Here is a 24,936-nt window from a genome sequence, read left to right as displayed (position 1 = left end):
GGTGAGGAGCGGGGTGAGGAGGGTGCTCGTGGTGAGGAGAACGAGCGGCCCCACGGTGGTGTGCACGCGGGTGGCGGCGCCCTGTCGCAGGTGAAGGGTGAGTGGGGTGGCGACTCCGGTGAGGAGCGGGGTGAGGAGGGTGCTCGTGGTGAGGAGAACGAGCGGCCCCACGGTGGTGTGCACGCGGGTGGCGGCGCCCTGTCGCAGGTGAAGGGCGAGTGGGACGGCGGCTCCGGCGAGGAGCAGGGCGAGAAGTCCTGGGGCGGCGAGAACGAGAAGCCGCGCGGCGGTGTCCACGCGGGCGGCGGCGGTCTGGCCGAGCCCGCCACCACCGCGGGCGGCCTCGCGGTCCTGGCCGTCGCCGCGGCGGGGCTCTACGCGGTGCGGCGACGGAAGTCGGCGCACGGAGCGGCGTAAGCCATGCCGGGCGTGATAGCGACCGGGCCGCCACCGGAAACCACCGTGGCGGCCCGGCTCGCTGTCCCCGGCCCGTCCGACCCGCTGCCCTGCCCTTAGTGAGGTGGTCCCGATGGCAGTCCCCCCTTCCTCCCCCGCCGGTGACGAGACGGCGCCGCCGAGCCAGGGCTCACGCGGCGGCACGACCGTGCTGTGCGTCGTCGCCCTGCTGGTCCTGGCGGTGAGCCTGTTCGGCGGCAACCGCCCGTCCGACGACTCCGCCCGGCCGCCCCGCACCGCGCAGGCCGGCGCCTCCGCGGCGCCCGCTCCCGCCTCCCCGTCCACGGACGTCCCGTCCCGCTCCGCCCCCGTGCGCCTGCTGATCCCCGGCATCTCCGTCGACGCCCCCTTCACCGACCTCGCCCTCGCCCCCGACGGGCAGCTCCAGCCGCCGCCCGCCGACGACACCAACCTCGTCGGCTGGTACGCCAACGGGGTCTCCCCGGGGGAGGTCGGCACCGCGATCGTCGCCGGACACGTCGACACCAAGACCTCCGCCGCCGTCTTCGCCCGCCTCGACCAGCTCGCGCAGGGCGACGCCTTCCAGGTGGAACGCGCCGACGGCCGGACCCTCGCCTTCGTGGTCGACCGCCTGGAGACCTTCGCCAAGGGCGACTTCCCCAGCGACCAGGTGTACGGCGACGCCGACCGGCCCGAGGTGCGACTGATCACCTGCGCCGGCACCTATGACCGCAAGGCCAAGGACTACACGGACAACCTGGTGGTCTTCGCCCACCTGGCCTGAGCCCGCGGCGCGGCCCCCGCCGTGCCGCGCGGGCCGGTCACTCGGGCAACACGCACGACTCGCGCACCCCCTCGGGCGGGCACAGGATCGAGGCACGCTGGCGTCGCATCACCGCGGCCGACGTTCAGTACCGCCCCCGCGAAGGAGATGTGCGCCGCATGACCACCACCTCCACGCCCGCATCCGGGCCCGCGACCCGAACGGCGTCGCACCGTGTCTCCCAGTCCGTCTTCGACGGCTCCCGGCTCCGGGTCGTCCTGCTGGTGGACGTCCACGACGGAGCCCAGCAGCAGTTCCTCGACACCTACGAGCGGCTGCGCAGCCATGTCGAGTCCGTCCCCGGGCACCTCAGCGAGCAGTTGTGCCAGTCGATCGAGAACCCCTCCCAGTGGCTGATCACCAGCGAGTGGGAGAGCGCCCCGCCCTTCCTGAACTGGGTGAGCAGCGAGGAGCACGTGCGGATGGTCAGGCCGCTGCACGGCTGCGTCCGGGACACGCGCTCCCTCCGCTTCCACGTCGTCCGGGAGACGGGAGGCGTCGCGGGCCGGGGCGCCGGGCCGGCGGAGGAGGGCTCCGGCGGGCTCCAGATGTCGCCCCGGATCGGGGACGGGGTCATCCGCCACGCGCTCACCTTCACCGTCCGCCCCGGCAGCGAGGAGGCGGTGGCCGGGATCCTCGCCGGCTACGCCTCGCCCGATCCCCGGGTGGACGACACCACCCGGCTGCACCGGACCTCGCTGTTCCTGCACGGCAACCGCGTGGTGCGGGCCATCGAGGTGCGCGGCGACCTGCTCGCGGCGCTGCGGCACGTGGCCCGCCGGCCCGAGGTGCAGGCCGCGGAGGAGGCGCTCAACCCCCATCTGGAGCAGGACCGTGACCTGGCCGACCCCGAGTCCGCCCGGGTCTTCTACACCCGCGCGGCCCTGCCCGCCGTCCACCATGTGACGGCGGGGGAGGAGGACCCGGGCGCCGAGCGGTACGCGCTCTCCTACCCGGCCCGGCCCGGGCGCGGGATGCGGCTGGCCCGGGTGCTGGCCGAGCGCGACGAGGCGGCGGCGGACGATCCGCGCACCCCGGTGACGTGCAGCACGATCTTCCAGCGCGACGACGTCGTCGTCCGGCTCATCGACGTGCGCGGCGGACTGGACGCCTGCGACCCGGCGGTGGCCCTCGGCCTCCCGGACGCCCGTCAGGTGGCGGAGCTGACCACCCTGCTGGACGGCCCCGACGGCCCCGACGACTCCGGGCCGGAGACGGGACCCGCCGCGGACACCGGCCCGGCGGCCGCCACGGCTCCCGACGCCGCCCTGGCCCGGTCGCTGCGGCTGGCCCGCATGGACCTGGTCACCGACCGGCGCGCGGCCGACGCCTGAGCCCGCGCCGCACCCGGTCCCCGTACGACGGACGGCCGCCGCACCCGAGTCCGCGGTGCGGCGGCCGTCCGTCGTGTCCGTCGGTTCCGGAGCGCGGGCGGACCCGTCAGCCGGGCACCGAGCACTCGAAGGCGTGCAGATACGGGTTGACCGGACGGATGTCCTCGATCATCAGGCCCGCTTCGCGCAGCCGGGCGACCATGCTGTCGGTGGTGTGCTTGGCCCCGCCGACGTTCAGGAGGAGCAGCAGGTCCATGGCGGTGCTGAACCGCATGGACGGCGAGTCGTCGACGAGGTTCTCGATGACGACGACCCGCGCCCCCGCCCCGCCCGCCGCCATGACGTTGCGCAGGGTCCGGCCCGTGCTCTCGTCGTCCCACTCCAGGATGTTCTTGACGATGTACGCGTCCGCGTGGACGGGCACCTCCGTCCGGCAGTCGCCGGGCACGATGCTCACCCGGTCGGCGAGCGCGCCGCCCTCGCGCAGCCGCGGGTCGGCGTTCTCGACCACGCGCGGCAGGTCCAGCAGGCTGCCGCGCATCGCGGGGTACTTCTCCAGCAGGCTGGCGACCACATGGCCCTGGCCGCCGCCGATGTCGGCGACCGAGCGGCTGCCGGACAGGTCCAGGAGGGCCGCCACGTCCTCGGCCGACTGGCGGCTGGAGGTGGTCATGGCGCGGTTGAAGACCTCGGCCGAGGCCGGGGCGTCCTCGTTGAGGTAGGTGAAGAACTCCTTGCCGTACAGGTCCTCGACGACGTTGTGCCCGGTGCGCACGGCCTCGTCGAGCAGCGGCCAGGCGTCCCAGGTCCAGGGCTCGGTGCACCACAGGGTGATGTAGCGCAGGCTGTGCGGGTCGTCCTCGCGCAGCAGCCGCGACATGCCGGTGTGGGAGAAGGTCCCGTCCGGGTTCTCCGCGAAGACGCCGTAGCAGGTGAGGGCGCGCAGCAGCCGCCGCAGCGGGCGGGGTTCGGTCTTCACTGCGGCCGCGAGGTCCTCCACGGCCAGGGGGGTCTCGCCGAGGGCGTCGGCGACACCGAGGCGGGCGGTGGCGCGGAGGGCGGCGGCGCAGGCCGCCCCGAACACGAGCTCCCTCAGCCGCATGGGCGCGGGCGGTGCCGTCTGTGCGGTCGTCATGTGCCGCTGTCCTTCCTTCGTCGGTCCACGGTGGGCTACGGGCGGCCGGTCAGCACAGCCCGGCGGGCCGGGAGGCGCCGCAGGTGTTGCCGGTGAACGTGTTGGCGCGCGGGGTCTCCGTGTCCACGAGGTCCGCGGGGGAGTTGCCGCTCAGCCGGTTGCCGCTGATCTCGTTGCGCTCGCCGGTGACGCCGACGAAGCTCTTGAACAGGACGACCCCGCCCGACAGCGGGGAGGCGCCGGCGTTGTCCTCGACCCGGTTGTCCGCGACCAGGACCTTCTCGGTGCCGGTCAGGACGATGCCGGTGCCCTGCAGGGCGGGCAGCCGGTCGGTCGCGGGACAGGACTTGTTGTTCGCCCGGACGTGGTTGCCGCGGACGGCGAGGTCGCCCGCCTTGGGGGCGTTCTCGTCGCCGACCACGAAGACGCCCGCGCAGTTGCCGGTGACGAGGTTGTCCTCGACGGCCAGACCGCGCAGACGGCGGACGGTGACGCCGATGCGGTTGTCCTCGACCCGGTTGCCCTCGACCACCGTGCCCCGGGTGTCCTGGGCGCCCTCCTCGGCCTTGATCGTGTTGGCGAGGAAGATCCCGGCGTCCCCGTTGGAGCGGGCGGTGTTGCCGCGGACGACGGCGCGCACGGAGCGCTCCTGGGCGATGCCCCAGACGCCGTTCCCCTCGGCCGTCACCCCGCGCACGGTGAGGTGGTCGGTGGCCGTGGCGAACACGCCGGCACGGGTGAAGCCGGTGACGGTCAGGGAGGCGACGGTGACGTCCTCGACGTTCGCGTCCCCGGTGCCGCCGACGCAGATCCCGTCGCCGGCCGCGGAGCAGGCGTCGGCGGGGTCCCGCTGCGGATCCGGCCTGATGACGGTGTGCCGGCCGGCGCCGCGCAGGGTGAGTCCGGGCGTGCTCACCGTGACGCTCCCGTAGTGGGTGCCGGGGGTCAGGAGGACGGTGTCGCCGGGGCGGGCCGCGTCCACGGCCCGCTGGACCGACTGGCCCGGCCGGACCACATGGGTGGTGCGACCGGCGGAGGCGGGGGCCGCGCCGAGCCCCGTTCCGATGATCGTCGCGGTGCACACCAGGTACACCATTCGGCATTTCTTCATATTGCGCACGGTATGTCGGAAAGGCGAGTGCCCGGGGCCGATCGGCCATCCGTCGGCGTGTCATCCCCGGCCACCGCCAACGCCGTTGGGGCGCACGGTCCTTGCCCACGCCCGTGCGTGTCCGGGGCGGCGCGGGGCAGACGCCGGGTGAATTTCCACCCGGCTCGCCGAGGAGGCCCTACCGCCGTGACCGTGCCCGAGTACCGGACCCGCCGCATGCCCGCCGGGCGCCGTTTCGACCTGCGCGCGACCGCCATGTTCTTCGCGCTGGCCGCCGCCGGTCTGGTCCTCGTCGGCCTGGTGGCGCGGACGGCGCTCGGGGTGGTGCAGCGGCGGCCCGGATGGGCGGTCGCGCTCGTGCTCGGTGCCGCCTGGCTCCTCGCCGTGCGGTGGCGCGGGCGCCGTCGTCCCGCCCCGGGGCGGCTCGCGCGCCGGACCACGTCCGCCCTGGTCACCGCCACGGACACGGCCATGGACGCCTGGACGGAGGGGGAGGGGGCCGTCGCCGACCGGCCGGACCCGGTGGTACCCGCCGGGGGTGAAGCGGTCACCCTGGTGGATCACCGGGCGCTGAGCCCCGACGCGTTCGAACAGGCGATAGCCGGTCTCTGCGCCCGCGACGGCTGCTCGGCCGTGGAGGTGGTGGGCGGGGCGGGCGACCTCGGCGCGGACGTCCTGGCCGTGGCCCCGGACGGACGGCGCCTGGTCGTCCAGTGCAAGCGCTACGGCGGGGAGAACAAGGTCGGCTCCGAGGAGATGCAGCGCTTCGGCGGTACCTGCTTCACCGTCCACGAGGCCGATGTGGCCGTCCTGGTCACCACCGGCGCCATCACCGCACCGGCCGCCGAGTACGCCGAGCGCTGCGGCATCGTCTGCGTCGACGGGGAGGGGCTGCGCGCCTGGTCCGAGGGGACCGGCCCGGAGCCCTGGGCGGACCACTCGGCCGGGCGGCGGTGGTGAGCACGGCGGGACCCGCCGGCCCCGACGCCCCGCGCCCCGGACACCGGCCCCGGACCCGGCGGCCACTCGGGGCCGGCGGCCCGGCGGCCGGGGGCGCGGGCCGGGGCCCTCAGACGCGCAGGCTGCGGACCGGCAGGATGATCTGCGCCGCCGAGGCGAGGGTGGACTCGTGGTTGGCGAAGGCGGCCACCGCGGCGGCCTCCCCGGGCTCGCCGCCCGACCAGGGGCGGGTGGTGAAGATCAGGCAGGCGAACCCGCGCTCGTCGACCGCCGCCCGCCAGGCCGGGGTGGGCGCGAACTGCGCGTTGACGCCCGGCATGGTGAGCGCGGCGGCTCCGGGCACGACCAGCAGGCTCACCGGGAAGTCCGACAGGACCGTGGCGTCGGTGACGCGGTCGCCCACGGTCAGGCCGGACTTGGCCAGCAGCAGCCGGACGGCGGTCGAGGACGCCTCCGGGCCGTTCTCGCCGTTGCCGAGGGAGCAGGCGAGGAGGAAGGGCACGGCGCCGTCGGGAGTGTCCCGGCTCCAGGACATGATGACGAGCGTGCCCAGGTCGGCGGTGCGCAGGGGCGGCGTATCTGCTGAGATCGAGGTCACCGCGAAACCGTAACGGCGGGTCGGGCGCCGCCCGTTCCGCGTTCACCCGTCCGGAGGATGCCCCCGCCGTTCTTCACACGAACGGGGACCCGGCCCCGGCCCCAGGCGCGTCAGCGCCCCGCGCGCGGCGGCGCCGTGCTCCGTCCGGCGTACGGCGGGCGGGTCCGGCGCGTCGCGTCCGGCCGCGCGCGGTAGCTGTCACTCCATGACGCATGGACGAAATGACGATCACATGAATCCGGTCCACCGGGCCGGGCGCCGTGGCCACCGCGGGCGCCGCGGGGCGGGCACGGCCCTGGTCGCGCTCACCGCCGCCACCGTCCTGGGCACGGCCACCGGGGCCGTCGCCGCGCCCCGGAACGCGGACTGGGACGCGATCGCCGCCTGCGAGTCCGGGGGCGACTGGCAGGCCAACACGGGCAACGGCTACTACGGCGGCCTCCAGTTCGCCGGGTCGAGCTGGATCGCCGCCGGGGGCCTCGTCTACGCCCCGCGCGCCGACCTGGCCACCCGCCAGGAGCAGATCACCGTGGCGGAGGAACTGGCGCGCATCCAGGGCATGTCGGCCTGGGGCTGCTCCTGACCGGCGGCCGCGGCCGGGACGGGCGGCCCCGCCGGGGACGGAGGAGCCGAGGGGCCCGGGGGCGTCCGCGCATCACCGTCCGCCTCCTGCCCGGCCCCTGACCGTGCCCTCCCCGGTCCCCTTCCGTGCCCTCCCGGATCGGCCGGTCCGTGCCCTGCCCCGGACCGGCCTCGACCGGGAGGTCCGGCGTGCTCCTCTTCGCTCCGGCCCCCCGCGTCGGGCCTCCGTGCCTCGGGCTCCGCCCGGCGGACGCGAGGCGGCCGGGAGGCAGCGCCGGGAGGGAGCGCCGGTAGGGAGCGCCGGGAGGGAGCGGGGGAGCGCGGTCGGGGTGCAGGGGCCCGGGATCGCCCCGGGCGGCCCCGTCACACCGGCACGCGGGTGTCCGCCGCCGGGACCGCCGCCGGGCCGGGCACCGCGTGGGCGGGCGGCACCGCGGCGGGCCGGTCCAGCCCGTAGTGCTCGCGGAGCGTGGAGCCCGTGTACGCCCGGCGGAACAGCCCCCGGGACCGCAGGATCGGCACCACCTCGTCCGCGAACACGTCGAACCCGCCGCTCAGCCAGGGCGGCATGATGTTGAACCCGTCGGCCGCGCCCCCCTCGAACCACCGCTGGATCTCGTCCGCCACGTACTCCGGCGTACCGGCCACGACCCGGTGCCCCCGGGCTCCGGCGAGACGACGCAGCAACTGCCGCACGGTGGGCTGTTCGCGGTCGATGATGTCCAGGACCAGCCGGAAGCGGCTGCCGTTGCCCCGCTCGCCCCGGGTCTCGATCAGCGACCTCGGCACCGGGCCGTCGAGCCGGTCGGCCGTCAGCTCCAGACCCAGCAGATGCCGCAGCAGGTGCAGCGAGTACTCCGGCTGGGTCAGGTCGTCGAACTCCTCGCGCAGCGCCAGTGCCTCCGTCTCGGTCGACCCGATGAAGGGGCTCAGACCCGGCAGCACCAGGAGCCGGTCCGGCCGCCGCCCCAGCGCCGCCGCCCGTGCCTTGAGGTCGGCGTAGAACTCCCGGGCGGCGCCGAGCGTCTGGTGCGCCGTGAACACCGCCTCGGCGTGCGCGGCGGCGAAGGCGCGCCCCGCCTCCGAGGACCCGGCCTGGACGTACACCGGCCTGCCCTGGGGCGAGCGCGGCATGTTCAGCGGTCCGCGCACCCGCAGATGGCGGCCCGTGTGACGGATCTCGTGGATGCGGCCGGTGTCGGCGAAGACGCCGCCGGCCTGGTCGGCGACCAGCGCCTCGTCCTCCCAGCTGTCCCAGAGCCTGGTCACCACGTCGACGAACTCGTGGGCCCGGTCGTACCGTTCGGCGTGCACCGGGTGGCCGTCGAGGCCGAAGTTGCCCGCGGCCTGCTCGGCGCCGGTGGTGACGATGTTCCAGCCCGCCCGGCCGCCGCTGAGATGGTCCAGCGAAGCGAAGAGGCGGGCCAGGTTGTACGGCTCGGTGTAGGTGGTCGAGGCGGTGGCGATCAGGCCGATGCGCTCGGTGGCCGCGGCGATGGCCGAGAGCCAGGTGAACGGCTCCAGCCGGAAGCGGCTGGCGTGCCGGACGTTGTCGGCCAGGGCCGGTCCGTCCGCGAAGAACACCGCGTCGAACGCGGCCCGTTCGGCGCCGCGCGCCAGGTCCTGGTAGAAGCCGATGTCCAGCAGGCGCGAGGCGTCGGTGCCGGGATGGCGCCAGGCGGCCTCGTGGTGGCCCCCCGGATAGACGAACAGGTTCAGATGAAGCGTCCGGGCGCTCACGCGGCCCCCTTCTCGGTGATGTCCTCGGTGAAGTCCTCGGCGGTGCCGGCGGTGCCGGTGGTGCCGGGGAGTCCGGCGGCGCCGGACTCCCCCGCGGGGTCCGGGTCCCCGGTGGCGTCGGGGTCCTCCTCGCGCACGCCCAGATGGGCGAGGAGCCGGGTGCGCAGGGCCGCGTGCCCGGGACCGCCGGGGCGGCGGGGCGCCGCGAGGGTCACGGGGAGGTCGGCGGCGATCCGGCCGCGGTCCAGCACCACGACCCGGTCGGCGAGCGCGATGGCCTCGTCCACGTCGTGGGTGACCAGCAGTACCGACGGCCGGTGCCGTTCGCACAGGCGCCGCAGCAGGGCGTGCATCCTCAGCCGGGTCAGCGCGTCGAGCGCGCCGAAGGGTTCGTCGGCCAGCAGGAGCCGCGGCTCGCGCACCAGGGAGCGGGCCAGCGACACGCGCTGCTGCTCGCCGCCGGACAGCTCCAGGGGCCGGCTCCGTTCGCGGCCGGCCAGCCCGACCTCCGCCAGGGCCGCCCTGCCCCGCTCCTCGGCGTGCGGGCCGTCCAGACCCAGGATCACGTTGTCGAGCAGCCGTTTCCAGGGCAGCAGCCGGGCGTCCTGGAAGACCACCGACACATGGTCCGGGGCGGTGAGCAGACCGCTGCCCGCCACCTCGTGGTCGAGCCCGGCCAGCGCCCGCAGCAGGGTGCTCTTGCCGGAGCCGCTGCGGCCGAGCAGGGCCACGAACTCGCCCGGCGCGATGGTCAGGTCCAGCCCGTCCAGCACCCGGCGCCCGCCGAAGGACCGCACCAGGTCCGCGATCCGCACGGTGGCGCCCTCGGCGCCGCCGGTCAGCCCGCCAGCGTTCGCCGCCACGACAGGGCCCTCCTCTCCACGAGGCGTACCAGGGCGTCCGAGACGAGACCGAGGAGGCCGTACACCACGAGCCCGACGATGATCACGTCCGTCTGCCCGTAGGTGCGGGCCAGTTCCATCATGTAGCCGATGCCGCTGGTGGCGTTGACCTGTTCCACCACCACCAGGGCGAGCCACGCGGCGGTCACCGCGAACCGCATGCCGAGCAGGAAGCCGGGCAGCGCGCCGGGGAGCACCACGTGCCGGACGAAGGCGAGCCGGCCCAGCCGCACGGTCTCGGCCAGTTCGGCGTAGCGGCCGTCGATGGAGCGCAGACCGCTGTGGGTGTGGATGTAGACGGGGACGAAGACGCCGAGGGCGATCGTGACGACCTTCATCGTCTCGCCGATGCCGAACCAGAGGATCAGCAGCGGGATCAGTGCCAGCGAGGGGATCGCCCGCTTGATCTGCACCGGTCCGTCGATCACCGCCTCCCCGGTGCGGCTGAGCCCCGACACGAGGGCCAGGAGCAGTCCGCTCACCGTGCCGAACAGCAGTCCCAGCAGGGCCCGTTGGGCGGAGGTGGCGAGGTGGGAGGGGAGCTTGCCGTTGTCGACGAGGTCGCCCGCGGTGGCCGCCACGGTCCAGGGCGCGGGCAGGCTGCGCACGTCGACGAGTCCGAGACCGGTGCCCGCCGCCCAGAGGGCGAGCAGCAGCACCGGACCGACGGCCCAGCCGAAGGGCAGCGGACGGCCGGGCACCAGGCGGGTGCGGCGCGGGCGGCGCGACCGGGGCGTCCCGGCCGGGGCCGCGACCGCCGGTGCCTGCCGGGCGGAGGGGGACAGGGTGGTGCTCATGACGAGGCTCCCCCGTCCGCCGCGGCCGCCGCGCCCACCCGCTCGTAGCGGCGGTCGAAGAGCAGCCCGGCCTTGAACGGTGGGTGGTCCTGTTCCCTCGCCAGCAGGTCGATGGTCCGCTGCTGGCGCCGGATGGCGTCGGTCCAGTCCGCCGGGATGTCGGGATGTCCGGCACGCCGGACGAGGAACTCCCCGTCCTCCCGGCTCAGTCCCTGGTCCTCGACGTAGTACCCGCTGACCCATTCCGCGGGATGCCGGTCGATCCATATCTGCGCGCGGGCCCAGTACCGGATGAGTTCCCGGACGGCCGCGGCCTTCTCCGGGTCGGCCAGGGAGTCGGTGAGCGCCCAGAGGTGGGCGGGGTCGTCGCGGACGCCGTGCCTGACCGTGGTGGCCCCGTCCTTGCCGTAACGGGCCAGATAGCGCTTGATGTTGACGTCGGCGATGGGGGCGGCGTCCACCTGGTGGTTCCCGAGCGCCGTGGGGTAGACGTCGCCGGTGCTGGCGAGTTCGACCAGTTCGACGTCGTCGCGGGTGAGCCCGGCCTTGTCGAGGACGCGCAGGACGAGGGCGCCCTGGGCCTGCCCGGGGCTGTAGGCGATCCGCTTGCCGCGCAGGTCCGCCAGGGAGCGGATGCCGGCACCGGGGGCGATGCCCAGCTCGTAGATCGGGTTCCGGTACGGGTCCCGGCGGAACTTGGCCGCCACCAGTTTGGTGTCCAGGCCCGTCCAGTGCGCGTTGATCGACGGGATCTCCGCGGCGGAGCAGATGTCCAGGGCGCCGGCGCGGAAGGCCTCCGAGCACTGCGGGCCGCCGCTGATGTTGGCCCACTTCACCTTGAACGGCAACGAGTCGACGCGGCCGGACAGTTCGAGGGCGACCTTGAGGTCCGGGGCGCCGACCGTGAGCGTGGTGCCGCGGGCGACGGACGCCGGGATCGCGTCGCCGGACAGGTCCCGGCCGACCGCCGAGGACCCCGCGTTCCGCACGCAGGAGGTGAGCAGGAGGGGGAGGAGCAGGGCGGCCAGGACGGTCCGGCGACGGTTTCCGGACAAGAGGATGCGAGGGGACATGGTGGCCTTCGGGGAGGAGGGAGCACGGAACGGCGCCCGGGAGGGGAGGGGGGCGGCGGGAACCGCGCGGCGGCACCGGAGGCGGCACGGCGCGCGGGAGGAAGGGGAAGGAGAGGCACCCGGGACGGAGGACGCCCGGGCGCGGAGCGGCCCGCGGAACGGCACCCCGGACATCGGCGTCCCGGCGGCCGGGGCCCCCGGCTCAGGAGCCGGGGGAAGCCGGGAACGTGGGGACGGGGACTCGGGGCAGCGAAGGGAGAGCGGGAGGAAAGGCGGTGGGGTCAGCTACACACCGCGGTGGCGACGCGCATCAGATCGATGGCGCGCCTCTTCCTGAACTGCCGGTCCTTCGTCATGTCAGGGACGCTATCCGGGCCGCGAAAACAGGTCAAGGCGACGGAGGGCGAGGGGCCGCACCGCAACGACACCGTCGTCGGCGCGCCATGTGCCCGTAACAGGAGGCGGGCCGTGCCGGGGAGAACGGCGGCCGGGCACTCCGGTGCTCCGGCACCGCCGGTTCCGCCCGCCCGGCGCCTGGTGGGTCGGCCCCGGAGCGCTCCGCCCCCGTTCCCCGGCGGCCCGGCGGCCGCCCGCCGGGCCCGGTCACCCGTGGCGGAATGAGTGCCCGTACTCATCCCCGGGGCCCGAGAGTTCCCTAGGGTCTGCGGTGTGGCCGAAAGACATCCGGGGGGAACCATGGGACGGCGGGCGGACAGGCGCGGACGGCGGGCGCGGTGGGGGCGACGGGCGGGCGGCGGCATGGCCGCGGCACTCGTCGGGCTGCTCCTCGCGGGCTGCGGGGTGTTCGACACCGAGGACGACGAACGCCGGGCCCAGGAGCTGGCCGACGCGTTCCACCCCGGGCGGCTCACCGTGATCGATGCCCGCAGCCTCGTCCCCGAGACCACCGGATCGGAGGTGACCTTCGCCGTCACCGACGACCCCGACGCGGCCGTGACGCTCCGGCTCGACGCCTCCGAGGATCGCTGCGAAGGCGGCGCCACCTGCGAGGAGGCCCTGGCCAAGGCGCTGGAACGGGGCCTGGACCGGGCGGCGGAGCTGCGTCTGGTCCGCGACGCCTTCGAGGGCTGCGGGCACCGGGTCCTCGCGGTGGACCGGCAGCGGGCGGCGCCCTGGATCGCGGTCCGGATCACCCAGGAGGGCCTGGACGGCGTCCTGGAGGGGCTCGGTGCCTGCGCGCAGCGCTGGGTCACCGCCCGCGCGGAGCAGGGCCGGCTGGGCGACAGCCGCTGGGTCTCGGTCAGCATCACCACCCCGGCGCGGGCCGGGAAGCTGCCCGCCGCCGGGAGCGACCGGCCCACGGCGCTGCGGCTCACCCACGGGCCCCGGCTCGGGGCGCTGTCCGCGCAGCCGTACTACGTGGTCGACTTCCCGGTGGGGGACGACGCGGGGCACACCGTCGACGCGGCACGGCCGCAGATGCGGATCGTGGAGCCGTTCGAGCGGCGGGAGGAGTTCTCGCGGCGGATCGACGCGTCCGTGCAGCCCCTGCTGCGCGGGACGTACCCGGAGGCGGTGGCCACCGGCGGATCGGGGCTCGGCGTGTGGCGGCTGGAGCCGGGGCGGATCGACCGCGTCCGCGGATACGTGCTGTTCTGCGCGCGTCCGCCGGAGGGCGGCGGGCGCTGCCTCGGGGACCTGGCCGCGCTGGTCACGGCCGATCCGGAGGGCGGTTCCGCCGAGGTCGTCCGGATCCTGACGGACATCCGCGACGAGCGCGGGGTGCTGGATCTGCCCGGCGTGTGAGCGGCGGGCGGCCGGGCGGTGCGCGCTCCGGGACGCCGCCCGGCGGTACGGCGACGGACACCCGGTGCCGGCGGTGCGCGCCCACCACAGCGGCCCCCGAGACGGCGGCGGTTGCGAATCGAGGGCCACTGGTCGCCGGGGCGGGGCGTGGCGCGGTGGGGTCGCCCCTGCCCCGGGCGTCACGCGCCGGCGCACCCCGCTCCGTGCGGGATGCGCCGTGCGGGGGATCAGACTCCGGCGATGGACTGGATCCAGGAGCGGTAGGCGGTCACGTTGGTGTACGCCGTGCTGGTCTGGCGGTCGCTGGTGGACGCGACACCGACCTGGACGCCGCCGGCCATCATCGGGCCGCCGGAGTCGCCGCCCGCGGTGATGCCGTCGCCGCGGCGGGCGCAGATCGCCGAGCCGTTGTAGGCGTCGTAGCAGCCGCTGGTGACGGTCACGTTGGCGACCTTCAGCAGGGTGGACTGGCAGTTGATCTCGGAGCCGCACTGGGAGGTGGCGCCCCAGCCGTAGACCTGGACGTTCTGGCCCACGCGCACGGTGCCGGGCTGGCCGAGCTGCGCGTAGCCGGCGGAGACGGAGCGGTCCAGGCGGACCAGCGCCAGGTCGGCCTGGGAGTGCGTGTAGGTCTGCACGCCGTTGGCCACGGTGCCGCCGGAGCTCTGGTTCAGGCTGCCGATGCGGAAGGAGAGCCCGCCGCCGGCGACGCAGTGCTTGGCGGTCAGGATCCAGTTGGAGGCGATGATGGTCGAACTACAGGTCTGCTGGCCGTTGGAGAACAGCCGGGCGGCCCAGGGGGCGTTCGACGCGTAGCCGCCGCCGATGATCGGCTGTGGTCCGCCGGTGCCGGGACCCGCGGGAGCGGCCGTGGCGCCGGGCGCGAACGCGACGGCGGACAGCATGGCGGCGGCGACAGCGGTGATCACTTTGGTGATTCGCAAGATTCCTCGATTCCGTCGACACGCGTGGGGGCGCGTGTTGGCGTGTGGGGGCGCCCCAGCATGTACATGACGGGTCGGGTGGTGGGAGTACCGACTTTCCATAACGCCTCGTTATGGCGGGGGACGGGACGGTCAAAGGGTGCCGATATCGCGACAACACTCATGCTCGCGGCCCGTACTCACTGGTGAGGACCGGGTATGGCGTGTAGCGTCAGCAACAGATGTCGTGGTTCGCCCAGACCGCCCGCGCCGTGGTGCGGGCGGTTTGCTGTGCAGTGCCTTTAAGGACCAGGACGACCACCTCCGGGTCCGCACGGTGCGGACCCGACACCGGCTGAAAGGCAAAGGCATGGCCAGCGGAACCGTGAAGTGGTTCAACTCGGAAAAGGGCTTCGGCTTCATCGCGCAGGACGGGGGCGGCCCCGACGTCTTCGCGCACTACTCCAACATCAACGCCTCGGGCTACCGTGAGCTGCAGGAGGGTCAGGCCGTGACCTTCGACATCACCCAGGGTCAGAAGGGCCCGCAGGCGGAGAACATCACCCCCGCCTGATCCGGGAGTACCACGCACAGCACGGTGCCCGGGGAGCGATTCGTCCGCTCCCCGGGCACTCTGTCGTCCGGGGCCGCCCGAAGCGCCCGGGGGACCGTCCGGAGCCCGGGAGGGCCGAGTGCGGCCCCGGAGGCGAGCCCGGGCCCGGGGAGCGCCCCGAGTCGCCCGAACGCCCCCGGCCCCCGGCCCCCGGCCCCCGGGTTCCGGCCCCCGGCGCCGTGAGCGTCCGGAGCACCCCGGGTGCCGTCAGTGTCCGGGGCGCCCCGAAGCGTTCAGGGGCGCGCGGGTGCCGCGTCTTTGAACGGAACACCGCCTGGGACCCGGCGGGGGCGTCCAGGGGCGCGCGGGTGCCGCACCGCCCGGGCGCCCGGCCCCGTCCCGCCGGCTCAGGGCCCCGCGCCCCCGTCGGCGCGTCGGTCCAGCCGGATCCCCGCCGCCACCGGCAGGTGATCGCTCCCGGTCGCCGCGAGCGTCCTGATCCGGCCGACCGTCGCCGAGCGCGCCATGATCTGGTCGATCCGGACCATCGGGAGGGCGGCCGGGAAGCTGAACGCCACCCCGCCCCGGGCCACGCCCAGCCGCGAGGTGAGCGGGGCCAGCCCGCGGTCGTCGACCGTGCTGTTCAGGTCCCCGAGGAGGATCACCCGCTCGTACGGCTCGGCGTCCAGCGCCCGGCCCAGCAGCCGGGCGCTCTCGTCCCGGCGGGCCGCCGCCAGCCCGCCCAACCCCACCCGCACCGACGGCAGATGGGCCACGTGGACGGCCACCTCCCCCCGCGGGGTGCGGGCGACCGCGCGCAGCCCCCGGTCCCAGGGGCCGGTGATGCCCGGGGGCCGGATGTCCAGCGGCCGTACGCCGTCCAGGGGATGGCGCGACCAGAGCCCCACGGTGCCCCGCACCGCGTGGTGCGGGTACCGGGCGGCCAGCGTCCGCTCGTAGACCTCCGACGCCGGCGGGACCAGCTCCTCCAGGGCGATCAGATCCGCCCCGGCGTCCATCAGCGCACGGGCGGTACCCGCCGGATCGGCGTTCTCGTCACTCACGTTGTGCTGGACCACCAGCAGATCGTGCCCGCCCGCCGCCGACGGCAGCAGCGGCCCGCCGCACTGGTACGCCCAGGCCGCCGCGGGCAGCAGCAGCACCGGCAGCACGGCCGGGGAGCGCCGCAGCAGTGCCGACACCAGGAGCAGCACCGGCACCAGGCCGAGCCACGGCAGGAACGTCTCCAGCAGACTCCCCAGCCCCCAGCCGTGGTTGGGCACCCATCGGTGCAGGAGCAGCAGCGCCGCGGTCAGCACCGCCGTCACCGCGAGCGCCCGGCCCCGGTCCCCGCGGGCGGGCCACCACCGCACGGAACCCCACCACCCCGGCCGCCGCCCGGCCCACCGCCGTACCGCCGTCCCGCGCGGCGGCACCGCGCCGCCCTCCCCGCCCACCGTCATCCCGCACCGTCCGTTCGTCCTCCCCCTCAAGGACGAGGGGGGAGCGGCGGCAGTTGCGGGAGGGGCCGGGGAGGCACCCGGTGCCGGGACCGCCGGGCCGCCGACGGACGGCCGCGAGCCGCTCCGGGGCGCGCCCTGCGGGAAGGCCGGGGGTCAGTCGACCGGCCAGGTGTGGACGGGGGCGTTGAGGTGCATGTAGTCCATGTACTGCCGGGTCATCCGCCGCAGCGCCTCGTGGCGTCCCACGTGCGTGGTCCGGTCGATGTGGTGGAACATCTCCTTCTGCCAGACGGCCCCGTTGCGGCCGGTGACGCAGCGCTGCTCGATGATGCCGAGCAGCGGCTCCCGCCAGGCGTCGTCCATGCCCGACAGTTCGAGCCCCCGGTGCGCCAGCGGCAGCAGCCGCCGCAGGACCAGCTCGGCGACCGGCACCTCGCCCACCCCGGGCCAGTACAGCAGGGACTCGATGCCGTGCCGGGCGGCGGTGTGCAGGTTGTCCTCGGCGGCCGAGAAGGACATCCGCGACCACACCGGGCGCTCCTCCTCCACCAGGGCCCGGGTCAGCCCGTAGTAGAAGGCGCCGTTGGCCAGGGTGTCCGCGACGGTCGGACCGGCGGGCAGCACCCGGTTCTCCACCCGGACGTGCGGCTTGTCGTGGGAGACCGCGTACACCGGGCGGTTCCAGCGGTAGATCGTGCCGTTGTGCAGGGTCAGCTCCCCCAGGTCGGGGATGTCGCCCCGGTCCAGGGTCTCCGCCGGGTCCTGCTCGTCGCAGAGCGGCAGCAGCGCCGGGAAGTAGCGCAGGTTCTCCTCGAACAGGTCGAAGACGCTGGTGATCCACCGCTCCCCGAACCACACCCGCGGCCGCACCCCCTGCGCCTTGATCTCCTGCGGCCGGGTGTCCGTCGCCTGCTCGAACAGCGGGATGCGGCTCTCGTGCCACAGCTCCTTGCCGAGCAGGAACGGCGCGTTGGCCGCCAGCGCCACCTGCACCCCGGCGACGGACTGGGCCGCGTTCCAGTAGTCCGCGAAGGACTCGGGGGACACCTGGAGGTGGAACTGCGTGCTGGTGCACGCCGCCTCGGGGGTGATGGTGTCCGCGTACGTCCGCAGCCGGTCGACGCCATCCACCTCGATCCGCAGGTCCTCGCCCCGCGCCGCGAACACCTGGTCGTTGAGCATCCGGTAGCGCGGGTTCTCCGACAGCGCCGCCTCGCCCACGTCCGCCCGCCGCAGGGTCGGCAGGATGCCGATCATGATCAGCCGGGCCCCGACCGACCCGGCCCGCCGCTCCGCGTGGTTGAGCGCGTCGCGGATCTCCGTCTCCCACGCGTCGGGGCCGCCCGCCGTCAGCGCCCGGGGCGGGATGTTGATCTCCAGGTTGAACCGGCCCAGCTCCGTCGACCAGGCCGGGTCGGCTATCGCCGCCAGCGCGTCGCCGTTGCACATCACGGGCTCCGCGCGGTCGTCGACGAGGTTCAGCTCGATCTCCAGCCCCACCCGGGGCCGCTCCGTCTCGAACCGGGACTCCCGCAGCATCAGCGCGAACGCGTCCAGGCACGCCTGCATCTTGATCCGGTAGCGGCGGCGGTCCTCGCGGCTGAAGACCAGCGCCGGGACGTCCCGTCCCATCGGTCCTCCCGGGGTCGCCTTCCTCGGACACGTCTCACCCCACCCTCGCACCACCCGGCGGCCCCGACCACGCGAGCCGGGAGGGAGGGCGGGCGGCCCGGCCGCCCTGCCCGCCCCGTACAGTGACCATGACATCCGGGGGGAGGGGCCATGAGCGAACCGAACGCGGCGTCCGGGGCCCCGGACGCCGAGGCCGGCGGGCGGCGGGTCCCGCCCGGCGCCGCCCGGGACCCGCTGCTCGGCCGGCTGCCGGCCCCGTACTGGACCGTCCCCTACGTCGCCGGGCGCTTCCCCGGGGCACGGACGGTACGGGACCGTCCCGGACTGGTCCTCGGCGCCAACTGCCAGCTCTTCGCCTACGAGGTGCTGCGCCACTTCGGCCTGTGCCCGCCGCCGCTGCGCTCCGCCGAGCTCTGGGAGGACACCCGGGACACGGTCCGCGTCACCGCCCCCCGCCCCCTCGACCTCCTCCTCTTCAATCCCTCCGACGACCCCTACGGCGCCCACCTCGGCGTCTGCGCGGGCGGAGGGCGGGTGCTGCACCTGTGCGGCGAGATCGGCCGGCCCGTCGTCTGGGACCTCGCGGACTTCGCCGCGCGGGAGCGCTACCGGGTGGTCGTCGGCGCCAAGCGGGTGACCGCCGGGCAGCCGCCGGTGCACGTGGCACGATCGGAACGATGACCGGCAGCCGTCCCACCCCCCAGCACCTCGGCGACCTCGCGCGAATGCGCCGGGTCCGCGACCGCATCGACCGCGAGTACGCGCGGCCCCTGGACGTCGAGGCGCTGGCCCGGGGCGTCCACATGTCGGCGGGGCACCTCAGCCGCCGCTTCCGGCTCGCCTACGGCGAATCGCCCTACTCGTACCTCATGACCCGGCGGATCGAACGCGCCATGGCCCTGCTGCGGCGCGGCGACCTGAGCGTCACCGAGGTCTGCTTCGCCGTCGGCTGCTCCTCGCTCGGCACCTTCAGCACCCGCTTCACCGAACTCGTCGGCATGCCGCCCAGCCTCTACCGGCGCCTGGCCGGGGACGGTGCCGGACTCCCCTCCTGCGTGGCCAAGCAGGTGACCAGACCGGTCAGGAATCGAGAAGCGCCGGGCCCGGGGCCGCGTCTAGCGTGAGAACCATGGACATCACCCTTCACACCAGCGTCCTCCCGCACGACGACCCGGACGCCTCCCTCGCCTTCTACCGCGACGTCCTCGGCTTCGAGGTCCGCAACGACGTCGGCCGGGGGACCATGCGCTGGATCACCGTCGGCCCCGCGGGCCAGCCCGACACCTCCCTGCTCCTCGCCCCGCCCGCCGTCGACCCCGGCATCACCGACGACGAGCGCCGCACCATCGCCGAGATGATGGCCAAGGGCACCTACGGCTGGATCCTGCTCGCCACCAAGGACCTCGACGCCACCTTCGAGCAGGTCCAGGCCGCCGACGCCGAGGTCGTCCAGGAGCCCACCGACCAGCCCTACGGCGTCCGCGACTGCGCCTTCCGCGACCCGGCCGGCAACCTGATCCGCATCCAGCAGACCGGCTGACCCCGCCCGCCACCCCACCGACCCCGTCCGGGCGGCCCCGCGCCGCCCGGCCGGACGTTCCGGAGGAACCGGCGCCGCAGCGGTTCCCGTACGACCATGGAGAGACGATGAGCAAGGGCACGACGCCCGCCCCGCCCCCGGCCGGACCGACACCCGCCGCGTCCCCGGCCGGACCGGCGTCCGCCGCGCACGCCGCCGACCGCCACGACGTCATCCGGGTGCACGGCGCGCGCGAGAACAACCTCAGGGACGTCAGCATCGAGATCCCCAAGCGCCGGCTGACGGTCTTCACCGGGGTCTCCGGATCGGGCAAGAGCTCGCTGGTCTTCGACACCGTCGCCGCCGAGTCGCAGCGGCTGATCAACGAGACCTACAGCGCCTTCGTGCAGGGCTTCATGCCCACCCTGGCCCGGCCCGAGGTCGACGTCCTCGACGGGCTGACCACCGCGATCATCGTCGACCAGCGGCGCATGGGCGCCGACCCCCGCTCCACCGTCGGCACCGCCACCGACGCCAACGCCATGCTGCGCATCCTCTTCAGCCGCCTGGGCGACCCCCACATCGGCCCGCCCAGCGCGTACTCCTTCAACACCGCCTCCGTCCGCGCCAGCGGCGCCCTCACCGTCGAGCGCGGCGACCGCAGGACGGTCCGGGCCACCTACACCCGCACCGGCGGCATGTGCACCCGCTGCGAGGGCCGCGGCACCGTCTCCGACATCGACCTCACCCAGCTCTACGACGACTCCAAGTCGCTCGCCGAGGGCGCCTTCACCATCCCCGGCTGGAAGTCCGACAGCTTCTGGACCGTGCGCGTCTACGCCGAGTCCGGGCTGCTCGACCCGCACAAACCGATCCGCGACTTCACCGAGCGGGAGATGCGGGACTTCCTCCACCGGGAGCCCACCAAGGTCAAGGTCGAGGGCGTCAACCTCACCTACGAGGGACTGATCCCCAAGATCCAGAAGTCGTTCCTGTCCAAGGACCGGGAGGGCATGCAGCCGCACATCCGGGCCTTCGTGGACCGCGCGGTCACCTTCACCGCCTGCCCCGAGTGCGGCGGCACCCGGCTCAGCGAGGCGGCCCGCGGCTCCCGCATCGGCGGGGTCAGCATCGCGGACGCCTGCGCCCTGCAGATCAGCGACCTCGCCGCCTGGGCCGCGGAGCTGTCCGAACCCTCGGTGGCGCCGCTGCTCACCGCGCTGCGCCACACCCTCGACTCGTTCGTCGCGATCGGCCTCGGCTACCTCTCGCTCGACCGCCCGGCCGGCACCCTGTCCGGCGGCGAGGCGCAGCGGGTGCGGATGATCCGCCACCTGGGCTCCTCCCTCACCGACGTCACCTACGTCTTCGACGAGCCCACCGCCGGGCTGCACCCGCACGACATCGAGCGGATGAACCACCTGCTGCTGCGCCTGCGGGACAAGGGCAACACGGTCCTGGTCATCGAGCACAAGCCCGAGGTCATCGCCATCGCCGACCACGTCGTCGACCTCGGCCCCGGCGCGGGCCCCGGCGGCGGCACCGTCTGCTACGAGGGCACCGTCGAGGGGCTGCGGAGCAGCGGCACCGTCACCGGCCGGCACCTGGACGACCGGGCCGCGCCGAAGCCGGCCGTGCGCACGCCCACCGGCTTCCTGGAGATCCGCGGCGCCGCCACGCACAACCTGCGCGACGTGGACGTCGACCTCCCGCTCGGGGTGCTCACCGTGGTCACCGGCGTCGCCGGGTCCGGCAAGAGCTCCCTGGTGCACGGATCGGTCCCGGCCGACGCGGGCGTGGTCGTCGTCGACCAGAGCCCCATCAAGGGCTCGCGCCGCAGCAACCCGGCCACCTACACCGGGCTGCTCGACCCGGTCCGCAAGGCGTTCGCCAAGGCCAACGGGGTCAAGCCCGGGCTGTTCAGCGCCAACTCCGAGGGCGCCTGCCCCACCTGCAACGGCGCCGGGGTCGTCTACACCGACCTGGCGATCATGGCCGGTGTCGCCACGCCCTGCGAGGACTGCGAGGGGCGGCGCTTCCAGGCAGCGGTGCTGGAGTACAGGCTCGGCGGGCGGGACATCAGCGAGGTCCTGGCGATGCCGGTGACCGAGGCCGCGGAGTTCCTCGCGTCCGGGGAGGCCCGCGTGCCGGCCGCCCACCGCGTGCTGGAGCGGATGGCCGAGGTGGGCCTCGGCTACCTCACCCTCGGCCAGCCGCTCACCACCCTCTCCGGCGGCGAGCGGCAGCGGCTGAAGCTCGCCACCCATATGGCCGACAAGGGCGGGGTGTACGTCCTCGACGAGCCCACCACCGGGCTCCACCTCGCGGACGTGGAGCACCTGCTCGGCCTGCTGGACCGGCTCGTCGACTCCGGGAAGTCCGTCATCGTCGTCGAGCACCACCAGGCGGTCATGGCGCACGCCGACTGGATCGTCGACCTGGGCCCCGGCGCCGGGCACGAGGGCGGCCGGGTCGTCTTCGAGGGCACCCCCGCCGAGCTGATCGCCGCCCGCTCCACCCTGACGGGCGAACACCTGGCCGAGTACGTCGGAGCCTGACGGCCCGGGGCGGGCCGGCGACCCACGCCGGCGGGGCGCGATGTCGGGCCGGGCCGCGGTCCCGGCTCCCGCTCCGGTTCCCGTCGGCGGCACCGGGGCCCGGCGGCCCCGGCACCGGGACCATCGGGCCCGGCGGCCCGGTGGTCCCCGCCGTTGGCCTCTCGTGGGCGGGCCGGTGCCCCGTGCCGCCGGGGCACGCCCGTGCCGGGCGGCCCGCCGCCCCCGGGTGTCCGGCCCGGGGGAGGGGGAGCGTCGTCCCGTCGTCCGGATGCCGGGGGCGGCCGTCTCCGGCGCGGCCGGGGGAGCGGGCCGCGGCGGCCGAGTTGCGGCGCGGTCGGGGGCGGGTTTCGGTGAAAGGGGATTCCTCGCCGCTCCGGGAGCCTGTCATGTCGATGTCCTCGTTCGGTTTCGGCCCGTCCGACCCGTTCAGCGATCTGCTGAACAGGTTCTTCGGGATGTCGCCCGCCTCGTCCCCACCGGCGGTGCAGCGGGTGCCGATCGGGCGGCTGCTGACCGAGTCCTCCCGGGAACTGCTCAACCTCGCCGCGCGCCGGGCCGCCGAGGACGGTACTTCCGACCTGGACACCGAGCACCTGCTGTGGGCCGCCACCCGGGTCGACCCGGCCCGCTCCCTCCTCGACCAGGCCGGGGTCGACCCCGGGGCCCTGGGAGAACGGATCGCCGAGGTGCTGCCCCGCGAGTCGGGCGAACCCTCCTCGGAGCCCGGCCTGACCCCCGCCGCCAAACGCACCCTCGCCGCCGCCTACGCCCGCTCCCAGGCGGCCGGGGTCTCCTACGTCGGCCCCGAGCACATCCTCGGCGCCCTCCTCGACGGCGCCGACAGCGGCGCCGCCCGGCTGCTGAAGGCCGAGGGCGAGGACGTGCGCCGGCTCTCCGGCCTCACCGAGCAGGCGGCCCGCAACGACGGCCTGCCCGCCGAACGCAAGGAACCCGAGACGGCCCTGGAGGAGTTCGGCCGGGACCTCACCGACGAGGCCAGGGCCGGGAAGCTCGACCCCGTGGTCGGACGCGCCGAGGAGATCGAGCAGACGGTCGAGATCCTCTCCCGGCGCTCCAAGAACAACCCCGTGCTCATCGGCGAACCGGGCGTCGGCAAGACCGCGATCGTGGAGGGACTGGCCCAGCGCATCGTGGCCGGGGAGGTCCCCGACACCCTCAAGGACAAGCGCGTCATCGGCCTCGACCTGTCCGGCATGGTGGCGGGCGCCCAGTACCGGGGGCAGTTCGAGGAGCGGCTGAAGAAGGTCATCGAGGACGTCCAGCGGGCGCGCGGCGAGATCATCCTGTTCATCGACGAACTGCACACGGTCGTCGGCGCCGGAGCCACCGGCGAGGGCTCGATGGACGCCGGCAACATGCTCAAACCGGCCCTGGCCCGCGGCGAACTGCACGTCGTGGGAGCCACCACCATCGACGAGTACCGCAAGTACGTCGAGAAGGACGCCGCCCTCGAACGCCGCTTCCAGCCGGTGATGGTCCCGGAACCGTCCGTCGAGGAGACCGTGCAGATCCTGGAGGGCCTGCGCGACGCCTACGAGGCCCACCACCAGGTGCGCTTCGCCGACGGCGCGCTGACCGCCGCCGCCGAGCTGTCCGACCGCTACGTCAGCGACCGCTTCCTGCCGGACAAGGCGATCGACGTGATGGACCAGGCGGGCGCCCGGGTGCGGCTGCGCAGCGCCGGCCGCTCCACCGAGGTCGTCAGCCGCGAGGACCGCATCGCCAAGCTGCGCCGGGAGCAGGCGCAGGCCGTCGCCGCCGAGGACTTCGAACGGGCGGCCGGCCTCAAGCAGGACATCGCCGAGGCGGAGGGCGAACTGGCGGGCATCGAGGAGCGGCGCGAGGGCGTCGTCTCCGTCACCGCCGACGACATCGCGGACGTGGTCTCCCGCCGCACCGGCATCCCCGTCTCCCAGCTCACGGCCACCGAGAAGGAACGGCTGCTCAAGCTGGAGGACCGGATGCACGCCCGGATCGTCGGCCAGGACGAGGCGGTCACCGCCGTCTCGCGCGCCGTGCGCCGCAACCGGGCCGGCATGGGCGACCCCGGCCGCCCGGTGGGCTCCTTCCTCTTCCTCGGACCCACCGGCGTGGGCAAGACGGAACTCGCCAAGACGCTGGCCGAGCAGCTCTTCGGCGAGGAGGACCGGATGGTCCGCTTCGACATGAGCGAGTTCCAGGAGAAGCACACCGTCGCCCGCCTGGTCGGGGCGCCGCCGGGATACGTCGGCTACGACGAGGCCGGCCAGCTCACCGAGAAGGTCCGCCGCCAGCCGTACAGCGTGGTCCTGTTCGACGAGGTGGAGAAGGCCCACCCGGACGTCTTCAACACGCTGCTCCAGATCCTCGACGACGGGCGCCTCACCGACGGCCAGGGCCGCACGGTGGACTTCCGGCACTGCGTCGTCATCATGACGTCCAACATCGGGGCGCGCCGCATCCTCGACCACCACGGGGACGTCTCCGAGATCCGGGACGAGCTGATGGAGGAGCTGCGCGGCCGGTTCCTGCCGGAGTTCCTCAACCGCATCGACGACATCATCATCTTCCACGGGCTCACCGAGGACGACCTCGGCGTGATCGTCGACCACCTGCTGGCCCGCAGCGAGCGGCGGGTCCACGCGCAGGGCATGACGCTGCGGGTGACGGAGGCCGCGAAGAAGCTGCTGATCGCCCACGGCCACCAGCCGGAGTTCGGCGCCCGCCCGCTGCGCCGCACCATCCAGGCCGAGCTGGACAACCGCGTCGCGGACCTGCTGCTCGGCGGCGAGGCCGAGCCCGGCGACACGATCGTCGCGGACGTGCGCCAGGACTCGCTGCACTGCACGGTCGTCAGGAACGAGGACGACGGGGACGCGCCCGGCGACGGGGACGACGCCGGGAGCGGGGCGGACGCCGCGGACGCCGGGAGCGGCACCGGCGGCGGGCCGGGGCGCGGGAAGGACTGAGCCGGGCCACCGGCGCGGGGTGCCGACGCGGGAGGAGGGGCGTGCTGGGGCGCCCCCCCTGCTGCGCATGTCGCAAGCCC

23 protein-coding genes are annotated in these 24,936 nt (G+C 74.7%); 12 read left to right on the top strand and 11 right to left on the bottom strand.

What is annotated here, in order from left to right; all coding sequences use genetic code 11:
* Positions 1 to 183, bottom strand: a 183-nt coding sequence (locus tag ACZ7LB_RS20515) for a hypothetical protein (protein ID WP_471470003.1), incomplete at its 3' end; no start/stop codon positions are given.
* On the opposite strand from ACZ7LB_RS20515, the gene ACZ7LB_RS20510 reads away from it, so the two are divergent.
* From ACZ7LB_RS20510 to ACZ7LB_RS20500, 3 genes are all read left to right on the top strand, one after another.
* Positions 178 to 417, top strand: a complete 240-nt coding sequence (locus tag ACZ7LB_RS20510; protein ID WP_471470001.1) for a hypothetical protein — start codon at positions 178 to 180, stop codon at positions 415 to 417. The two genes, ACZ7LB_RS20515 and ACZ7LB_RS20510, sit on opposite strands and share 6 nt — an antisense overlap.
* Before the next feature lie 112 nt (positions 418 to 529).
* Positions 530 to 1,201 carry a class F sortase gene (locus ACZ7LB_RS20505; RefSeq protein WP_471469999.1) on the top strand — a complete coding sequence of 224 codons (672 nt, stop codon included), beginning with the start codon at positions 530 to 532 and terminating at the stop codon, positions 1,199 to 1,201.
* Between the two features lie 158 nt (positions 1,202 to 1,359).
* Entirely contained in the window at positions 1,360 to 2,574 is a 1,215-nt protein-coding gene (locus ACZ7LB_RS20500) for a SchA/CurD-like domain-containing protein (RefSeq protein ID WP_471469997.1), read from the top strand.
* Between the two features lie 106 nt (positions 2,575 to 2,680).
* Here ACZ7LB_RS20500 and ACZ7LB_RS20495 read toward each other — a convergent pair whose 3' ends face one another.
* Together ACZ7LB_RS20495 and ACZ7LB_RS20490 are read right to left on the bottom strand one after the other, a co-directional pair.
* On the bottom strand, positions 2,681 to 3,709 hold the full coding sequence (locus ACZ7LB_RS20495; RefSeq protein WP_471469995.1) for a methyltransferase: 1,029 nt from the start codon (positions 3,707 to 3,709) through the stop codon (positions 2,681 to 2,683).
* Between the two features lie 49 nt (positions 3,710 to 3,758).
* Complete coding sequence (locus tag ACZ7LB_RS20490) at positions 3,759 to 4,820, bottom strand: right-handed parallel beta-helix repeat-containing protein (protein ID WP_471469993.1); 1,062 nt, start codon at positions 4,818 to 4,820, stop codon at positions 3,759 to 3,761.
* 186 nt (positions 4,821 to 5,006) lie between these two features.
* Between ACZ7LB_RS20490 and ACZ7LB_RS20485 the strand changes: the two genes are divergently transcribed.
* Positions 5,007 to 5,780, top strand: coding sequence for a restriction endonuclease (locus tag ACZ7LB_RS20485; protein WP_471469991.1), 774 nt, complete (start codon positions 5,007 to 5,009; stop codon positions 5,778 to 5,780).
* Between the two features lie 109 nt (positions 5,781 to 5,889).
* Here the strand turns inward: ACZ7LB_RS20485 and ACZ7LB_RS20480 are convergent, their stop codons facing one another.
* Positions 5,890 to 6,378, bottom strand: coding sequence for a DUF5949 family protein (locus ACZ7LB_RS20480; RefSeq protein WP_471469989.1), 489 nt, complete (start codon positions 6,376 to 6,378; stop codon positions 5,890 to 5,892).
* A 232-nt stretch (positions 6,379 to 6,610) separates the two neighbouring features.
* Here ACZ7LB_RS20480 and ACZ7LB_RS20475 point away from each other — a divergent pair, with 232 nt between their 5' ends.
* Complete coding sequence (locus ACZ7LB_RS20475) at positions 6,611 to 6,961, top strand: transglycosylase family protein (protein ID WP_471469987.1); 351 nt, start codon at positions 6,611 to 6,613, stop codon at positions 6,959 to 6,961.
* Between the two features lie 362 nt (positions 6,962 to 7,323).
* Here the strand turns inward: ACZ7LB_RS20475 and ACZ7LB_RS20470 are convergent, their stop codons facing one another.
* From ACZ7LB_RS20470 to ACZ7LB_RS20455, 4 genes are read right to left on the bottom strand one after another with little or no spacing between them, the layout of a single operon-like run.
* Positions 7,324 to 8,700 (bottom strand): LLM class flavin-dependent oxidoreductase, encoded by a 1,377-nt coding sequence (locus ACZ7LB_RS20470; protein ID WP_471469985.1) that lies wholly within the window; start codon positions 8,698 to 8,700, stop codon positions 7,324 to 7,326.
* Positions 8,697 to 9,563, bottom strand: a complete 867-nt coding sequence (locus ACZ7LB_RS20465; RefSeq protein WP_471469983.1) for an ABC transporter ATP-binding protein — start codon at positions 9,561 to 9,563, stop codon at positions 8,697 to 8,699. The genes ACZ7LB_RS20470 and ACZ7LB_RS20465 overlap by 4 nt, the downstream gene beginning before the upstream one ends.
* Positions 9,539 to 10,399: an ABC transporter permease gene (locus tag ACZ7LB_RS20460; RefSeq protein ID WP_471469981.1), complete on the bottom strand. Its 861-nt coding sequence runs from the start codon at positions 10,397 to 10,399 to the stop codon at positions 9,539 to 9,541. The genes ACZ7LB_RS20465 and ACZ7LB_RS20460 overlap by 25 nt, the downstream gene beginning before the upstream one ends.
* Entirely contained in the window at positions 10,396 to 11,454 is a 1,059-nt protein-coding gene (locus ACZ7LB_RS20455; protein ID WP_471469979.1) for an ABC transporter substrate-binding protein, read from the bottom strand. Before ACZ7LB_RS20455 ends, ACZ7LB_RS20460 begins: the two co-directional genes overlap by 4 nt.
* A gap of 777 nt (positions 11,455 to 12,231) precedes the next feature.
* On the opposite strand from ACZ7LB_RS20455, the gene ACZ7LB_RS20450 reads away from it, so the two are divergent.
* Entirely contained in the window at positions 12,232 to 13,239 is a 1,008-nt protein-coding gene (locus tag ACZ7LB_RS20450; RefSeq protein ID WP_471469977.1) for an SCO7460 family lipoprotein, read from the top strand.
* A 227-nt stretch (positions 13,240 to 13,466) separates the two neighbouring features.
* Here ACZ7LB_RS20450 and ACZ7LB_RS20445 read toward each other — a convergent pair whose 3' ends face one another.
* Positions 13,467 to 14,144, bottom strand: coding sequence for a S1 family peptidase (locus ACZ7LB_RS20445; protein WP_471470123.1), 678 nt, complete (start codon positions 14,142 to 14,144; stop codon positions 13,467 to 13,469).
* 388 nt (positions 14,145 to 14,532) lie between these two features.
* Between ACZ7LB_RS20445 and ACZ7LB_RS20440 the strand changes: the two genes are divergently transcribed.
* Positions 14,533 to 14,736 (top strand): cold-shock protein, encoded by a 204-nt coding sequence (locus tag ACZ7LB_RS20440; RefSeq protein WP_028964611.1) that lies wholly within the window; start codon positions 14,533 to 14,535, stop codon positions 14,734 to 14,736.
* Positions 14,737 to 15,122: 386 nt separating this feature from the next.
* Here ACZ7LB_RS20440 and ACZ7LB_RS20435 read toward each other — a convergent pair whose 3' ends face one another.
* Positions 15,123 to 16,178 (bottom strand): endonuclease/exonuclease/phosphatase family protein, encoded by a 1,056-nt coding sequence (locus ACZ7LB_RS20435; RefSeq protein WP_471469975.1) that lies wholly within the window; start codon positions 16,176 to 16,178, stop codon positions 15,123 to 15,125.
* Between the two features lie 153 nt (positions 16,179 to 16,331).
* On the bottom strand, positions 16,332 to 17,810 hold the full coding sequence (locus ACZ7LB_RS20430; RefSeq protein WP_471469973.1) for a glutamate-cysteine ligase family protein: 1,479 nt from the start codon (positions 17,808 to 17,810) through the stop codon (positions 16,332 to 16,334).
* 150 nt (positions 17,811 to 17,960) lie between these two features.
* On the opposite strand from ACZ7LB_RS20430, the gene ACZ7LB_RS20425 reads away from it, so the two are divergent.
* From ACZ7LB_RS20425 to ACZ7LB_RS20405, 5 genes are all read left to right on the top strand, one after another.
* The gene (locus tag ACZ7LB_RS20425) at positions 17,961 to 18,491 is read left to right on the top strand and encodes an NlpC/P60 family protein (RefSeq protein ID WP_471469971.1); all 531 of its coding nucleotides are present in this window, start codon (positions 17,961 to 17,963) and stop codon (positions 18,489 to 18,491) included.
* Positions 18,488 to 18,934, top strand: a complete 447-nt coding sequence (locus ACZ7LB_RS20420; RefSeq protein ID WP_471469969.1) for a helix-turn-helix transcriptional regulator — start codon at positions 18,488 to 18,490, stop codon at positions 18,932 to 18,934. Before ACZ7LB_RS20425 ends, ACZ7LB_RS20420 begins: the two co-directional genes overlap by 4 nt.
* A 5-nt stretch (positions 18,935 to 18,939) precedes the next feature.
* On the top strand, positions 18,940 to 19,350 hold the full coding sequence (locus ACZ7LB_RS20415; RefSeq protein ID WP_471469967.1) for a VOC family protein: 411 nt from the start codon (positions 18,940 to 18,942) through the stop codon (positions 19,348 to 19,350).
* 107 nt (positions 19,351 to 19,457) lie between these two features.
* On the top strand, positions 19,458 to 21,887 hold the full coding sequence (locus tag ACZ7LB_RS20410; protein ID WP_471469965.1) for an ATP-binding cassette domain-containing protein: 2,430 nt from the start codon (positions 19,458 to 19,460) through the stop codon (positions 21,885 to 21,887).
* Between the two features lie 386 nt (positions 21,888 to 22,273).
* Complete coding sequence (locus ACZ7LB_RS20405; protein WP_471469964.1) at positions 22,274 to 24,856, top strand: ATP-dependent Clp protease ATP-binding subunit; 2,583 nt, start codon at positions 22,274 to 22,276, stop codon at positions 24,854 to 24,856.
* Positions 24,857 to 24,936 lie beyond the last annotated feature (80 nt).

The organism is Streptomyces sp. NPDC107521, assembly GCF_055598485.1.
Note: the sequence above shows the minus strand (reverse complement) of the source record. Positions and strands in the feature narration are given on the sequence as shown.